Origin of the sequence: Burkholderia sp. JKS000303, from assembly GCF_002563755.1 — a bacterium.
Taxonomy (GTDB): domain Bacteria; phylum Pseudomonadota; class Gammaproteobacteria; order Burkholderiales; family Burkholderiaceae; genus Burkholderia; species Burkholderia anthina_B.
This window is the reverse complement of the sequence record NZ_PDBZ01000001.1, coordinates 726,119-740,643: the sequence shown is the minus strand read 5'-3', so window position 1 is coordinate 740,643 and position 14,525 is coordinate 726,119. Positions and strand designations below refer to the sequence as shown.

Sequence of the window (14,525 nt, the reverse complement as noted above, 5' to 3'; positions counted from 1 at the left end):
TGGGTGATACCGGCCATCACGCGCGGCCCTTCGGCAGCGAGCTGATCCGCTTGACCTCGCGCGATTCGAGCCAGTTCGGCGTGCGTGCGCAGTACAGCACCATCGGCAGCGCGTCCTCGCCCCAGAACAGTTGCTTGTTCATCCAGAAAGTCGGCACGCCGAACACACCGAGCGCGATCGCATCGTCGGTGTTGCGGCGCAGCTGCGCCGTCGTTTCCTCGAATTCGATCAGCGCGTCGCCGTGCCCGACGCCGACGCGTTCGCACAGCGCCGCGAACCCGTCCGGCGTCGACGGATCGTTTCCGTCGCGCCAGATGAAGCGGAACATTTCGAGCACGGTGGCGACGTCGGCGCGCAGCGCGATCGCGAGGCGCAGCACCTTGTCGGAGTCGAACGGATGCGCGGGCGGCATCTTGAAGCGGATGCCGAGCTGTTCGGCGCGAAACAGCGCGTGACGGTACGTGAACACGCGTTTGGCCGGGACGTCCGAGCTCGAGCGCTGCCCCCAGTGACGCTGCAGGTCGGGCAGCGACACGGCGACGGGTTCGAACGGCACGTCCGGCCACTTGTCGTGTTGTTCGAGCAGCAGGTAGGAGAACGGCGACACGAAGTCGAAGAACCAGGCAGGCTGGGCAGTGTCGAGGCCGGTTGTCATGGCGGATCTCCAGAGGTGGGGCGTGCGCGCCTGGCGGCGGCCTTCATGTTACGCGGTGGCGCGCGGATGCAGCAATGATCGCGGATCGTCCGCTCATGCGGAACCGGGAGTCGCCCGAGGGGGGGGGCCGGCCGGCGGCGACGCGTCACCGGTGTCGGCGCCGGGCGTGCCTGCCGCCGCTTCGCGGTCGTGCGCGGTGAGTCGCTCGCGCACGAAGCCGATGTGCTCGCGCAGCACGTAGAACTGCCCTGCGTACGCGAGCGGCATCTTCATCCGGTTCACGGCTTCCTCGATGTCGTCGAGCTCGTCGAGCAGCTCGACGCGCTCCTCGGCCGTATGCTCGCCGAGCGCGCTGCGCTCGAGCGCGATCAGCGCGCCGTACCAGCGGTAGATGCGCGAACGCACGCGCCAGCCGTACAGCGACGGCACGAGCCGCAGCCCCGGAATCAGCACGACGATCAGCGGCACCACCACGACGAGCAGCCGGTCGACGAGACTCGCGACCCAGAACGGCAGGCGCCGGTACAGGAAGGTCTTGCCCGACTTGTAGTAGCGCGCCGCGTCGTCCGACAGCGGGAAGCCGCGCGTGATCGGCGACGGGAATTCGCCTGCGTGCTGCAGGATCGTCGCGTGGCCGTGCACTTCGCGCGCGGCCTCGATCAGCAGGTCGGACAGCGCCGGATGCAGCGTGTCGCGCGCGACCAGCTCGATCGTCGGCGCGACCGTATGAATGTCGGCGGGCGGCAGGTTGCGGCCGAGATCGTAGACGCCCATCGGCAGCGTGATCGCGGTCAGGTACGGGAAGCGCCGCGCGTACGCTTCGGCCTGCGTGAACGAATACACGTGCACGCCGGGCGCGCGGAACAGCTTCGCCATCACCGGGATCTGCGTCGAGTCGCCGGACAGGAACGCGGCGTCGATCTTGCCGTCGAGCAGCTCGGTCGCGGCGTCTTCGCCGGCGGTCGGCAGCAGCTCGGTCGAGCCGCCCGGCACGATGCCGTTCATCTTCAGCAGCGCGAGGCTCAGCTCGCGCGCGCCGCTGCCCTCGGCGCCGAGCGCGAGCCGCTTGCCCTTGAAATCGGACAGGCGCGCGACGATCGGGCCGCGGTACATGATCGCGAGCGGCACGTAGCCGATGCTGCCGAGCGACACCAGGTGTTCGTCGCGCTCCTTCGGGCCGATGCCGCTCTGCACGAAGCCCACGTCGACCGGCGCGTTCGGGTTCGACAGCCGCGCGAGGTTCTGCGCGGATCCTTCGGACGACTCGACGTCGAGCGTGATGCCGTTCTTCGCGAGGATCGTCTTGTATTTCTGCGCGGCGTTCCAGTACGTGCTGCCGGGCGGCCCGGACGAAATCACGAGGGTGGACGGCGGCGCGGGCTGGATCAGCTTGACCGCGAGCCAGACGGCCGCTGCGGCGAGCAGCACGGTCGGGCCGATCGACAGTGCGAGGTCGCGCCACGACACCGCGACGAAGCGGGCGAGGATGCGGCGTGGCGGGCGAGGTCGGGCAGGCTTCATGGAATCGGCGGATGACACGGGTGTGACGCATCGGTGACGGCCGTCACCGACGATGCACGCGGTGCACGTTCTGGCGGCGATGGTACCCGGTTTCGCCGCGGGTGCGCGAGCCGGGCGCCGCGGCGCGGCTGTGCGCCCACGTCGGCGGGCGCTCGCGCGTCAAAAGCTTTGCGCTTCGGCGGGCGCTGGATTACATTGTGCGACGCAGCCGCGCCCGATTCGCGCGCGACCCGGCACGCAATGAGACCGGGCGCGTCCGGCCGGCGGCTGTCCGGCCCGGCCGGCCCGCATTTGCGTGCGCCGGTCGCCGGCCCGTGTCGCCTCTCTCGCATCGCCGTGGAAATCATCGGCCGTCCCGCCCGTTTGCGCGCGGGCCGGCTGCTTTTGGGGGTTTCCGGCCGTACTGTGCATGGCCGTTCCGGAGTCACAAGGAGATAGCATGAAGTCGATCGTGTTGAGAGCGTTGGGTGTTGCGGCCGTGGCGGCCTGTTTGACGGGCAGCGTATACGCGCAGTCGAGCGATGCGGCGGCCACCGAAGCGCCGGCCGCAGCGACGAGCTCGCCGAAGGCGGCAGCCAAGACCGCGAAGAAGGCGAACCGCAAGCTGGGCTACGCGGTGCGCAAGGCGATTACGAAGGATGGCGGCGTGAACGTGTCGAACCTCGTCGTCCGTTCGAAGGGCGGGGCGATCACGCTGGAGGGCACGGTGCCCGAGCAGGCACAGATCGACAAGGCGGAAGCCGCGGCCAAGGGCGTGAAGGGTGTGACGTCGGTCACGAACAAGCTGACGGTCCAGCAGCAATGATGCCGGGCGGCGGCGCGCAAGCGCCGTCCGCACCCGCTTTCAGGCGGGCCCCGGCATGCCGGGGCCCGTTTGCGCTTCAAAGGCCGCGAGCCGCGCACGACGTGGCGGCGGACCCATAACGAGATCGAGAGGGCGGCAATGACGACGCACGGGTGGGGCAGTCGGATACTTCTCGTCGCGGCGCTGGCCGCGATGACGATGCTCGGCGCCTGCAACGGCGACGATTCGGGCGAACGCAACCGGCTGCCCGGATTCGTGTCCGGCAGCGTGCGCACGACCGGCTATGACGGCACGAGCGACGACCTGCTGACGGCCGGCCTCGGCAAGACGGGGCTCGCCGCCGCCACCGCACCGGCATTCGCGAATCCGTCACGGCCGACGAGCGCCGAACTGCGCCGGGTCGCGATCTGGTCGAACTATCGCGCGCTCGTCGACATGAGCGCCAACGGCGGCTACGGCCGCTTCTGGGGGCCGAACGTCGACCTCGACGGCAACGACACGCTCGGCGAAGGCAAGATCCCCGGCACCGAATATCTCGCGTACTCCGACGACGGCAGCGGCCGCAAGAACGTGACGCTGCTCGTGCAGGTGCCCGCGAGCTTCGATCCCGCGCAGCCGTGCATCGTCACGGCGACGTCGTCGGGCTCGCGCGGCGTGTACGGCGCGATTTCCGCGGCCGGCGAATGGGGGCTCAAGCGCGGCTGCGCCGTGGCATACACCGACAAGGGCGGCGGCAACGGTGCGCACGAGCTCGGCACCGACACGATCACGCTGATCGACGGCACGCTCGCCAACGCGGTGCTGGCCGGCAATGCCAGCCTCTTCACCGCCAACGTGACGAGCGGCGACCTCGCCACGTACAACAGCCGCTTCCCGAACCGCTACGCGTTCAAGCACGCGCATTCGCAGCAAAATCCCGAGCAGGACTGGGGCCACGCGACGCTGCAGTCGGTCGAATTCGCGTACTGGGCGCTCAACGAACGGTTCGGGCCGCTGCTCGACAGCACGCATCACGGCGTGCGCTACCATCCGGGCGACATCACGACGATTGCCGCATCCGTCAGCAACGGCGGTGGCGCCGCGCTCGCGGCGGCCGAACAGGACACGCGCCGCTGGATCACCGCGGTCGTGGTCGGCGAGCCGCAGATCAACGTGCGGATGGCGGCCAACGCGGTCGTGCGCGAGGGCGGCCAGCCGGTGCCGTCGTTCGGCCGGCCGCTGGCCGACTACGCGACGCTCGCGAACCTGCTTCAGCCGTGCGCGGCCGCATCGGCATCGCTCGCCGGCGAGCCGTACCTGAGCGCGCTGCCGCTCGCCACCACGCAGTCGATCCGCACGCAGCGCTGCGCGACGCTCGCGGCGGCGGGGCTCGTGTCGGGTGCCGACACGCCAGGCCAGGCCGCCGACGCGCTCGCGCAACTGCACGCGGCCGGCTATCTCGCCGATTCCGACCTGCTGCACGCGTCGATGTGGGATTCGCAGGCGATTCCGGCGATCGCGGTCACCTATGCGAACGCGTACACGCGCTCGCGCGTGACCGACAACCTGTGCAATTTCAGCTTCGCGACCACCCGAGCGGCGACGGGCACCGTCGCGCCGCCCGCCGCGTCGCCGATGCCGGCCGTGTTTGGCCTCGGCAACGGCGTGCCGCCGACGGCCGGCATCGACCTCGTGTTCAACACGGGGGCGGGTGTCGACCACCGGCTCGCGACGCCCGACGCGAGCTTCGCTGGCGCGCTGTGCCTGCGCCAGCTGTGGACCAACGGGATGCTCGACATGCCGGCCAACGTCGACGCGGTGCGCGTGAACGCGAACCTGCAGGGCAAGCCGGCGATCATCGTGCAGGGCCGCAGCGATGCGCTCGTGCCGGTGAACCATGCGTCGCGCGCGTACGTCGCGCAAAACAGCATCAGCGAAGGCGGCCGCAGCCAGCTCGTGTTCTACGAGGTGACGAACGGCCAGCACTTCGACGCGTTCCTGCCGGTGGTGGGCTTCGATACGCGCTTCGTGCCGGTCCACTACTACAACCTGCAGGCGCTGAACCTGATGTGGCGGCACCTGAAGAACGGCGCGCCGCTGCCGCCGTCGCAGGTGATCCGCACGGTGCCGCGCGGCGGCGCGCCGGGCGCCGCGCCCGCGCTGACAAGCGCCAACCTGCCGCCGATCTCGTCGTCGCCCGGCGCGAACGCAATCACCGCCGGCGCCGGCACGATCGACGTGCCGCTCTGACGGCGCCCATTGCGCCGCACGCCCGAAGCCGGACAGTCGTCCGGCTTTTTTCTTTTCAGCGTATGGAATCGGTCCCTCGCTGTCTTTTTTCCGAATGGCTTGCGCTGTAACAAATTATTACTTTACGGCCGAAAACCCGGAATCTAATATGCGCCGATATTTTCACTTAATTTAATAAATTACCGAGAGACAATAATCCTTTCCGTATAATTAACCGATCCTTTCGATTTTATTAAGTCGGCTCGAGCAACGACTGGTCGCGCATTTTGCGCTTGGCCGGCCGTCTTGTCGACGGGGATCGTTCGTCTGTTCGAAGCAAGGCTGCCTTGTCTGGCGGGCCTTGTGGGGGAAGCTTTTGCCTTTTGCTTGATGGCGAGTACGGGTGGTCGCCTGAATCCGCATTGCTGCGGATTATTGAATTGTCGTTCGCAATGGAATTGATTCCATTGTGCAGTCGCGAAATATGGGTGGGGTAAATCATGCCGGTCGGTATTCGCTGACCCGGTAAAAAACTCGGAGTGCGTCGCATAACGAATGCATTCCGGTGCGGAGCGCCGGCGCAAATGATCCTTTGCGACCGGCGGTATTTATCGTTCTGTTCGAGAGGCAATAATGACGACACTGAAGTCCTTGAAAAACGGTTTCGCGCTATTTGGAACGACACTGAGCGTGCCGCTCGCCGCAGCTGCTGCGGCGGCGCTGCTCGTCACGGGGTGCGGGGGCGACGACGGGTCAGGGCCGTCCGCTGCGACCTCCGCGGCGGCCGCGACGACGTCGAACGGCAGCACGTCGGCCGGCGCCGACGCAACGGCGGCCGCGGCCGCAGCCGACCAGCCGTACGTCGACAACGACGTGTACGGCACCGGGCCCGACGATGCGGTCACGGATTCGACCGAAGGCGCGGCGGTCGTGCACCGCCAGGTCACGATCGGCGGCAAGACCATCAAGTACACGGCCACCACCGGCCACCTGACCACCATCGACCCGACCACGTCGGCGCCGAACGCGAAGATGTTCTACGTCGCGTACACGCAGGACAACCCGGATCCGTCGAAGCCGCGCCCGGTCACGTTCTTCTACAACGGCGGCCCTGGCTCGTCGTCGGTCTACCTGCTGCTCGGTTCGTTCGGGCCGAAGCGCCTGCAGTCGTCGTTCCCGAACTTCACGCCGCCGGCCCCGTACAAGCTGCTCGACAACCCGGACAGCCTGCTCGACCGCACTGACCTCGTGTTCATCAACCCGGTCGGCACCGGCTATTCGGCGGCGGTCGCCCCGGCGAAGAACAAGGACTTCTGGGGCACCGACCAGGACGCACGCTCGATCGACCGCTTCATCCAGCGCTACCTGACCAAGTACTCGCGCTGGAACTCGCCGAAGTTCCTGTACGGCGAGTCGTACGGCACGGCGCGCAGCGCGGTCGTGTCGTGGGTGCTGCATGAGGACGGCATTGACCTGAACGGGATCACGCTGCAGTCGTCGATCCTCGACTATGCGAATGCGCTGTCCGCGCCGGGCACGTTCCCGACGCTCGCGGCCGATGCGTTCTACTGGAAGAAGACGACGCTCAACCCGACGCCGACCGATCTCGACGCGTACATGGTGCAGGCCCGCAACTACGCGGACAACACGCTCGCGCCGCTCGCGCAGAAGCCGAACCCGCAGGACGGCGGCTTCGTGAACGTGCGGCTGAACCTGAACCTGCAGACCGCGCAGCAGATGGGGTCGTACATCGGCACCGATCCGACGTCGCTGATCCAGACCTTCGGCAACCCGGCCGCGCTCGGCAACGTGCCGTCGTCAGACGACAACCCGCCGTACACGTTCTTCCTGACACTCGTGCCGGGCACGCAGATCGGCCAGTACGACGGTCGCGCGAACTTCACGGGCAAGGGCATCGCGCCGTACATCCTGCCGAACTCGGGCAGCAACGATCCGTCGATCACGAACGTCGGTGGCGCGTACACGGTGCTGTGGAACAGCTATATCAACACCGACCTCAAGTACACGTCGACGTCGTCGTTCGTGGACCTGAACGACCAGGTCTTCAACAACTGGGACTTCAGCCACACCGACCCGACCGGCGCGAACAAGGGCGGCGGCAATACGCTGTACACGGCCGGCGACCTGGCGGCGACGATGAGCGTGAACCCGGACCTGAAGGTGATGTCGGCGAACGGCTACTTCGACGCGGTCACGCCGTTCCACCAGACCGAGCTGACGCTCGCGCAGATGCCGCTCGATCCGACGCTCAAGGCGCAGAACCTGACGATCAAGAACTACCCGTCGGGCCACATGATCTATCTGAACGACGCGTCGCGCACCGCGCTGAAGGGCGATCTCGGCAGCTTCTACGACGGCATCCTCGCGAACCGGAGCGCGCTGCAACGCGTGCTGAAGCTACAGGCGCGCACGCAGCAGCTCAAGCAGCAGCAACTGCAGCAGCAGGGGCGGTAAGCATGGCGGATGGCGCGCGTCGGCCGCTGCGGGAAAAAATCTGACCCGCTCATGCGTCCCTGCGCTTCGTGTCGCGTGCGTTGATGGGCCTCTGCCGTTCCTCAAGATGCCCCGTGAGTCGAGGACTCTCGGGGCATCGTCTCGTCCGGGGGCGTGCATCGCCCTGGAAGTCACCGGTACGGCGTCTTGTAATCCCCAAAAGAAGGATAGAAAGCCCTCTATTGAGGATTCATCTGAATATCCTCATAATGAGGACGATCACCCCTGATTTGAGGATTTTCGTGGGCCTCGCCGACTTTCTCTTCACGCCGGGCATGCAACGCGTGCTGGGTGCTGCGCTATTGCAACCGGATCGCAGTTTTACGCTGCAGGAATTGCTGCATCTGGCAAACAGTGGGCGTGGAAGCGCTCAGAAGCAGGTGGACCGGCTAATCGAAGTCGGCGTACTCAAGGAGGATGCCCGGCGAGGTCGACAACGGAGCATCCGCGCGAATACGGAATTCATCCTCTATGCAGAATTGGTCGAGATCGCACGAAAGACGTTTGCCGTGGCGGAGCCTTTGAGGGAAGCCTTGTTGCCTTTCGCCTCGCATATTTCCACGGCCTTCGTGTTTGGGTCGGTGGCGAAGGGGACCGATAGCGCTCGCAGCGACATCGATCTGATCGTCATCGGCGACGTCCAGCTCCTCAAGCTATCCGAAGCCATGCACGCGGCCGAGCAGAATCTGCTGCGTCCCATCAACTTCTCGTTGTACGAGCCTGCCGAATGGACCGTGTTGGTAGACACTGACCCTGTCATGGCGCAGATTGCCCAAGGCCCCACGTTGAGGATTCTGTGATGCAGCGCCCAACTGAATACGAAAACCTCATCAAGACGAAAGCCTTTGATGCCGTTGCGCCGACGCCCGGGGCAATTGCGGGTTTCCTGCGCAATGCCGACGATTACAAGGCCACTGCCGACGAGCTGGATCCTGCCCGGCATTTGCAAGTATTTACCTTGGCCTACGAAGGCTACTTCCAGGTGGTACAGGCCGTCCTGGAGTTCTACGAGGTGCGAACCAAAGATGCAGGCCGCAACCTGGCCATCCAGCGTGTATCGACCTCATTGGGCGTGAGTGCTCCGGAGTTCGCCTTCATCACGAAGGCGCACGAGCGACGCAACGGCACGTCGTACGTTTCGCCATTTCCGCCGGTGTCGAAAGCAGAGGCCGCCACCATGCTGAGCATCCTGGCGAAGTATTTGCCAGTTGCACGTACGCTGACCGGTATGCCGTGAGACCCGGCTGGAAATCCGTCTAGGAGAGGATGACAGGCGCACGCACCGAGGTGGCGTGTTGCGTCAGGGCAGAGGCCGCTTACGCGAGCACGAGCCGCACGCCGACCGCGACGAGCGTCGCGGCGAGCAGGTTGCGCAGCAGGCGCTCGGGCGCGCGCGCCGACAGCAGGCTGCCGAGCACGATGCCGGGCAACGAACCGAGCAGCAGCGACAGCAGCATCGACCAGTCGACCGAACCGAGCAGCCAGTGGCCCATGCCCGCGACGAGCGTGAGCGGCACCGCGTGCGCGATGTCGGACCCGACGATGCGGGTGGTCGCGAGCGTCGGGTACAGCAGCAGCAGCACGGTGACGCCGATCGCGCCGGCGCCGACCGAGGTCATCGACACGAGCACGCCGAGCACGACGCCGGTCAGCACGGTCGACCACAGCGTGCGCGCGGGGCTGGGTGCGAACGGATTGCGCGCGGCGAGCGCGGTGAGCTGCGGCCGGAAGATCAGCGCGAGCGACGTGAGCAGCAGCGCGACGCCGAGCACCAGCTGGATCACCCGCGCGGTGCCCGGCGAATTCATTCCGTGCGTATGCATCGCCCACAGCGTGATGGCCGCGGCCGGGACGCTACCCGCCGCGAGCCGGCCGGTGATGCGCCAGTCGATCGACCCTTTCAGCCCGTGGACGAGCGTGCCGGTGGCCTTGGTCGCGGCCGCGTACAGCAGGTCGGTGCCGACCGCCGTCGCGGGATGAACGCCGAACAGCAGCACGAGGATCGGCGTCATCAGCGAACCGCCGCCGACGCCCGTCAGGCCGACGAGAATGCCGACGAACAGGCCGGACAGGGAGTACAGCAGATCGATATGGGGAAGCGACATCGGAAGCAGGCGGTTATGCGGCGTTCGGCGGCGGCGCGCGGCTGCTGCGCGCGCGTCAAAGTCTGCCATTGTCGCAAAAGTGGCGCTTCGGTGTACGACTACGTTAAAAATCGGCCGGAGAAGCCCGCCGGACGGGCGGTTCGTCGTGCGAGAAACGATCGTTTGAACGTGTGTTGGGCCACGCAGGCGACGCGCGTGCCGCGGCCGGCCTGCCGGGCGGCGGGGCAGGGCCGCACGGGAAAAGGGCAAGCGGGAGGGGCCGGGGCGCGGCGGTGCGTGCCCCGGCCGGCCGTCAGTGCATCGCGGGGCCGACGCCGGCGACCGCATCCTGGCGACGGATGCGCAGCGCGAGGCCGAGCAGGCCGGCGGCGGCCGCGAACGCCGCGCCGACCGCGAACGCGGTGTGATAGCCGCCGTTCAGCGCCTCGAGCGGCGCGGCATGGGCGGCAGCCAGCGCATCGCTGCGCGCGGCCGCGAGGCTCGCCAGCACCGCGAGGCCGAGCGCGCCGCCCATCATGAACGCGGTGTTGACGATGCCGGACGCGAGCCCGGAATCGGCCGGATCGACGTCGTTCATCGCGGCCAGCAGCAACGGATTGAACGCGACGCCCGCGCCGATGCCGAGCAGCGTCATGCCGGGCAGCACGTGCCAGAGGAAGCCGCCGTCCGCTGGCGCGCGCGAGAACAGCGCGAGGCCGCACGCCGCGATCAGCAGGCCGGCGGCGATCGGGCCGCGGATGCCGAAGCGCATCACGATCCGCGCGGACAGCCCGAGCGAGAACGCCGCCATGATCAGGTTCGCCGGCAGGAACGCGAGGCCGACCTGCAGCGGCCCGTAGCCGAGCACGCGCTGCATGTAGAGCGCGGACAGGAAGAACCACGCGAACATCGCGGCCGCCCACAGCACGCCGATCACGTTCGCGAGCGCGACGTTGCGCGCGGCGAACAGCGTGAGCGGCATCAGCGGATGCGCGACGCGCGCCTCGATCGCGATGAACAGCGCGAGCAGCACGACGGCCGCGCCGATCAGCACGACGGTCTGCGTCGACAGCCAGCCGGCCTCGTTGCCGCCGACGATCCCGTAGACCGCGAGCATCAGCGACGCGGTGACGGTGATCGCGCCGGCGACGTCGAGCCGCGCGGCGTCGGCCGGCGCGCGCATGCGCGGCAGCAGCGCGACGCACATCGCATAGACCGCGATGCCGATCGGCAGGTTGACGAGGAAGATCCAGTGCCACGACAGCGTGCTCGTCAGCAGCCCGCCGAGCAGCACGCCGATGCTGCCGCCGCCCGCGCACACGAAGCCGTAGACGCCCATCGCGCGCGCCCGTTCGTCGGGCTCGGTGAACAGGTTCATGATCAGCGACAGCGACACGGCCGACACGATCGCGCCGCCGAAGCCCTGCACCGCGCGCGCGGCGATCAGCATCGTTTGCGACTGCGCGAGGCCGCAGGCGAGCGACGCGAGCGTGAACACCACGAGGCCCGCGAGGAACATGCGCCGCTGGCCGTACAGGTCGCCGAGCCGGCCGCCGAGCAGCAGGCAGCCGCCGAACGTCAGCAGGTACGCGTTGACGACCCACACGAGGGCCGTCTCGGTGAAATGGAGATCGGTGCTGATCGACGGCAGCGCAACGTTCACGATCGTGCTGTCGAGCACGATCATCAGCACGCCGAGGCAGAGGACGATCAACGCGTACCAGCGCTGCTCGCCGTGAATCCCGTGGGTCATGGGCTTGCAGCCTTTCGATAGGTATTTGAAAGGCTGAATTGTAGACGCCATTCGCGCGCGCTTCCTGCCGGTTTGTGGCAGCAGCGACGCGTAGTGACGGGCGCTGCGCACGACGGCGCGGCGCGCTGCGGGCGCCGGGCGCCGGGCGTTATTCGCGCGGCGGCAGTTCGCAGCCGTCCGGGCCGCAGGCGGCCGCGTCGTCGCCGCTCAGCTCGACGATGCCGCCGTCGCGCCATGCCTGGTCGAGCGCCTGCGCGAATACGTCGGCCGGTTGCGCGCCCGATACCGCGTAGCGGCCGCCGAACACGAACAGCGGCACGCCGCGCCCGCCGATCTGCTCGGCGCGCGCGATGTCGGCCTCGACTTCGTCGTGGTATGCGTCGCTACCCAGTACCGCTTCGGCCGCCGAGTGCTCCAGCCCCGTTTCGACCGCGAAATCGAGCAGTGCCGCGTGGTCGAACAGCGACCCGTGTTCGCAGAAATACGCACGGTACAGCCGCTCGGTCAGCGCATGCGCGCGGCCCGTCGTTTCCGCGAGCTTCACGAGCCGGTGAGCGTCGAACGTGTCGCCGGCGAGCGTGTCGGGCAGGTCGTAGTCCAGCCCGACGCTCGCGGCCGCGTCGGTCACCTGGCGCAGCATCTGGTCGACCTGCGCGGACGACATCCGGTACTTGCCCGCGAGCATCGCCTCGACCGGTTCGACGGGATGGCCCGGCATCAGCCGGTACGCGCGCAGCACGACCTCGACCTGCTCGGCGTGCGCGAACGCGGCGAGCGCCTCGTCGAAGCGGCGCTTGCCGATCCAGCACCACGGACAGATCAGGTCGGACCAGATTTCGACGGTCAGGGTCGGGCGGGCGATCGGGGCAGCGGTGGTCGGCATCGGGACTCCTGGCAGCAGAAAAAGTGTAACCGAGACTATATCACTTTCCAGCTTCGATGCTTTTGGGCGGCCGGGCGGGACTGCCCGGCCGCATCGCACGGCACGGCCCGCGCGGGCAGGCGGCATCCGGCGCGCGCCGGCTTACGCGTCGTCCTGCGTTTCCTTCAGATGCTTCAGGTGCTTGTAGACGGTTGCGCGCCCCATCCCGAGCACGTTCGCGACATAGTTCGCGGCGCTCTTGCCGCGGAATGCGCCTTCTGCATGCAGTGCCTCGACGAGTTCGCGCCGGTGCTCGCGCGTGAGCCCGTTCAGGCCGACCTGCCGCTCGCGCAGCCAGCCGTGCAGGAACGTGTTGATGCGCTCCTGCCAGTCGTCGCGGAACAGCTCGTCAGGTTGCGCGACGACGCCCGCGCCCTTGATGAACACGTCGAGCGTCGTGCGGACGTCGTCGAACACCGCGATGTTGAAGTTGATGCACATCATCCCGGCCGGGTGGCCTTCGTCGTCGAACAGCACGTTGCTCACGCAGCGCATGCGCCGGCCGTCCCAGTTCAGCTTCTCGTACGGGCCGATCACGCGCTCGCGCGCCGAATGATCGATTTCCTCGAGCGCGGAGTCGTCGCCGACCTCGCGCTTCGACAGGTTGTTCGCCAGATACAGCACGGTCTGGTCGTGCAGGTCGTGGATCACGACTTCCGCGTACGGGAAGAACAGCGCCGCGATGCCGTCGGCGATCGGTGCGTAGCGGGTGAGCAGCAGGTCTTTGACGGGGGAGTGCTTCTTGCGCATCGGAATCGCCATCTCGGGTGAGCGTGGGCCGGGCGGTGCGTCGGCGCGGCGCGCCGGCGTGCCGTTGGCCGGCATGTCCGTGCGCGCACGCGCTGCCGCCGCGGCGGTTGCGCCATTGTATCGGCCCCGCGTGCGCGTGATGCTCATGCGTGCGTCAGATGCGTGTACAGCGCGTGCGCGATCGCGATGTCCTCGAGTCCGAGGCCGATCGAGCGGAAGAACGCATGACGCGTGCGCGACGGCGCCGCGCAGCTGCCTGCGACGAGCGCCGGCAGGTCGCCGACGATCCGCTCGGGCGACCAGCCGTGCTCGGCCGCCGCGATCTGCATCTCGCCCGCGCTCGCGGGCGTCGTCTGCCGGTAGTCGCAGTACACGTCCATGTCGGGCAGCCAGGCGGGCGGGATTTCGTGTGCGCGCGCGACGTTCGTGCTGATCGACGTGACGAGCGCGGGACGCGTGAGCATGCCGTCGGCGAGCACCGGCGTACCCGACGACGTGCAGAGCATGACGACGTCCGCGTCGCGCACGCACGCCTCGACGCTCGCGGCCGGCCGCGCGCGCGGATCGATCCGTGCGAGCGCCGCCTGCAGCACGGCGTCGTCGGCGAGCGCCGGCGAATGGACGCTGATCGAAGTCCAGTCGCGCAAGCCCGCGGTGTGGCGCAGATGCGCGAGGCCGACCGCGCCCGTGCCGATCACGGCGAGCCGGCGCGCATCGCGCGGCGCGAGGCAGTCGACCGCGAGCGCGGTCGTGCCGGCCGTGCGCTCGACCGTCAGCAGCCCGGCGTCGCACCACATCAGCGGCTGGCCGGTGCGCATCGACATCAGCGCGGTCCATGCGGTTACGATCGGTTTCCCGTCGGGCTTGCCGCCGGCCACGACGTACGGCGACAGCTTCGCGCCGAACACCTGTTCGTCGGCGAGCGCGCCGAGGTACGTGATGAAGTCGCCGGCCTGTTCCGGGAACAGCGTGAGGGTTTGCGGCGGCTGCACCGCGCGGGCCGACGCGAGCGACGCGAACATGCGGCGCAGCGTGCCGAGCACGTCGAGCGACGGCAGCGCTGCGCGCACCGCGGCTTCATCGACGGTCAGCGGCAGGGTCGGGGCGGGTTGCGTCATGGAGCTTCTCCGGTCGGGAGCTGGACGACACAGTCTCGAAAGATGGCGTCCAGCGGTGTTCGTAGTGGATTAAAAGTCTAATATAGACAAAAGAAGTCGGGTGAATTTTTCTTTCCGGAGCGGGGTGGTACTGACGGTTTTCGGAAAAACGTCGATAAATCAACGGCATTTTGCGCAATCTGCAGAATGTTGGCA

12 protein-coding genes are annotated in these 14,525 nt (G+C 67.8%); 5 read left to right on the top strand and 7 right to left on the bottom strand.

Annotated elements, in window-relative coordinates:
* Window positions 1–16: 16 nt before the first annotated feature.
* Both BX604_RS03580 and BX604_RS03575 read right to left on the bottom strand, forming a co-directional pair.
* Window positions 17–655: a 2-hydroxychromene-2-carboxylate isomerase gene (locus BX604_RS03580; RefSeq protein WP_098549606.1), complete on the bottom strand. Its 639-nt coding sequence runs from the start codon at window positions 653–655 to the stop codon at window positions 17–19.
* Window positions 656–748: 93 nt separating this feature from the next.
* Window positions 749–2,176 carry a TAXI family TRAP transporter solute-binding subunit gene (locus BX604_RS03575; protein WP_098549605.1) on the bottom strand — a complete coding sequence of 476 codons (1,428 nt, stop codon included), beginning with the start codon at window positions 2,174–2,176 and terminating at the stop codon, window positions 749–751.
* 439 nt (window positions 2,177–2,615) lie between these two features.
* Here BX604_RS03575 and BX604_RS03570 point away from each other — a divergent pair, with 439 nt between their 5' ends.
* The 5 genes from BX604_RS03570 to BX604_RS03545 all read left to right on the top strand — a co-directional run bounded on the left by BX604_RS03570 (window position 2,616) and on the right by BX604_RS03545 (window position 8,940).
* The gene (locus tag BX604_RS03570) at window positions 2,616–2,981 is read left to right on the top strand and encodes a BON domain-containing protein (protein ID WP_098549604.1); all 366 of its coding nucleotides are present in this window, start codon (window positions 2,616–2,618) and stop codon (window positions 2,979–2,981) included.
* 138 nt (window positions 2,982–3,119) lie between these two features.
* The gene (locus tag BX604_RS03565) at window positions 3,120–5,210 is read left to right on the top strand and encodes a D-(-)-3-hydroxybutyrate oligomer hydrolase (RefSeq protein WP_098549603.1); all 2,091 of its coding nucleotides are present in this window, start codon (window positions 3,120–3,122) and stop codon (window positions 5,208–5,210) included.
* A gap of 612 nt (window positions 5,211–5,822) precedes the next feature.
* Window positions 5,823–7,664: a S10 family peptidase gene (locus tag BX604_RS03555; RefSeq protein WP_098549602.1), complete on the top strand. Its 1,842-nt coding sequence runs from the start codon at window positions 5,823–5,825 to the stop codon at window positions 7,662–7,664.
* Between the two features lie 248 nt (window positions 7,665–7,912).
* Window positions 7,913–8,503: a nucleotidyltransferase domain-containing protein gene (locus BX604_RS03550; RefSeq protein WP_098549601.1), complete on the top strand. Its 591-nt coding sequence runs from the start codon at window positions 7,913–7,915 to the stop codon at window positions 8,501–8,503.
* Entirely contained in the window at window positions 8,503–8,940 is a 438-nt protein-coding gene (locus tag BX604_RS03545) for a hypothetical protein (protein WP_098549600.1), read from the top strand. Before BX604_RS03550 ends, BX604_RS03545 begins: the two co-directional genes overlap by 1 nt.
* 79 nt (window positions 8,941–9,019) lie before the next feature.
* On the opposite strand, the gene BX604_RS03540 is transcribed toward BX604_RS03545, so the two are convergent.
* The 5 genes from BX604_RS03540 to BX604_RS03520 form a co-directional block, all read right to left on the bottom strand.
* On the bottom strand, window positions 9,020–9,808 hold the full coding sequence (locus tag BX604_RS03540; RefSeq protein WP_098552683.1) for a sulfite exporter TauE/SafE family protein: 789 nt from the start codon (window positions 9,806–9,808) through the stop codon (window positions 9,020–9,022).
* A 292-nt stretch (window positions 9,809–10,100) separates the two neighbouring features.
* Window positions 10,101–11,540, bottom strand: coding sequence for a DHA2 family efflux MFS transporter permease subunit (locus tag BX604_RS03535; protein WP_098549599.1), 1,440 nt, complete (start codon window positions 11,538–11,540; stop codon window positions 10,101–10,103).
* A 148-nt stretch (window positions 11,541–11,688) separates the two neighbouring features.
* Window positions 11,689–12,423 (bottom strand): DsbA family oxidoreductase, encoded by a 735-nt coding sequence (locus tag BX604_RS03530; RefSeq protein WP_098549598.1) that lies wholly within the window; start codon window positions 12,421–12,423, stop codon window positions 11,689–11,691.
* Between the two features lie 141 nt (window positions 12,424–12,564).
* Window positions 12,565–13,359, bottom strand: coding sequence for a helix-turn-helix transcriptional regulator (locus tag BX604_RS03525; RefSeq protein ID WP_098549597.1), 795 nt, complete (start codon window positions 13,357–13,359; stop codon window positions 12,565–12,567).
* Complete coding sequence (locus tag BX604_RS03520) at window positions 13,356–14,330, bottom strand: ornithine cyclodeaminase family protein (protein ID WP_098549596.1); 975 nt, start codon at window positions 14,328–14,330, stop codon at window positions 13,356–13,358. Before BX604_RS03520 ends, BX604_RS03525 begins: the two co-directional genes overlap by 4 nt.
* Between the last annotated feature and the right edge of the window lie 195 nt (window positions 14,331–14,525).

What these genes read in the sequence shown, in the direction of transcription:
- BX604_RS03545 (WP_098549600.1), top strand. Translation starts at nt 8,503, where the DNA reads ATGCAGCGCCCAACTGAATACGAAAACCTCATCAAGACGAAAGCCTTT.
- BX604_RS03520 (WP_098549596.1), bottom strand. Translation starts at nt 14,330, where the DNA reads ATGACGCAACCCGCCCCGACCCTGCCGCTGACCGTCGATGAAGCCGCG.
- BX604_RS03550 (WP_098549601.1), top strand. Translation starts at nt 7,913, where the DNA reads ATGAGGACGATCACCCCTGATTTGAGGATTTTCGTGGGCCTCGCCGAC.
- BX604_RS03525 (WP_098549597.1), bottom strand. Translation starts at nt 13,359, where the DNA reads ATGAGCATCACGCGCACGCGGGGCCGATACAATGGCGCAACCGCCGCG.
- BX604_RS03535 (WP_098549599.1), bottom strand. Translation starts at nt 11,540, where the DNA reads ATGACCCACGGGATTCACGGCGAGCAGCGCTGGTACGCGTTGATCGTC.
- BX604_RS03530 (WP_098549598.1), bottom strand. Translation starts at nt 12,423, where the DNA reads ATGCCGACCACCGCTGCCCCGATCGCCCGCCCGACCCTGACCGTCGAA.
- BX604_RS03575 (WP_098549605.1), bottom strand. Translation starts at nt 2,176, where the DNA reads ATGAAGCCTGCCCGACCTCGCCCGCCACGCCGCATCCTCGCCCGCTTC.
- BX604_RS03580 (WP_098549606.1), bottom strand. Translation starts at nt 655, where the DNA reads ATGACAACCGGCCTCGACACTGCCCAGCCTGCCTGGTTCTTCGACTTC.
- BX604_RS03570 (WP_098549604.1), top strand. Translation starts at nt 2,616, where the DNA reads ATGAAGTCGATCGTGTTGAGAGCGTTGGGTGTTGCGGCCGTGGCGGCC.
- BX604_RS03565 (WP_098549603.1), top strand. Translation starts at nt 3,120, where the DNA reads ATGACGACGCACGGGTGGGGCAGTCGGATACTTCTCGTCGCGGCGCTG.
- BX604_RS03540 (WP_098552683.1), bottom strand. Translation starts at nt 9,808, where the DNA reads ATGTCGCTTCCCCATATCGATCTGCTGTACTCCCTGTCCGGCCTGTTC.
- BX604_RS03555 (WP_098549602.1), top strand. Translation starts at nt 5,823, where the DNA reads ATGACGACACTGAAGTCCTTGAAAAACGGTTTCGCGCTATTTGGAACG.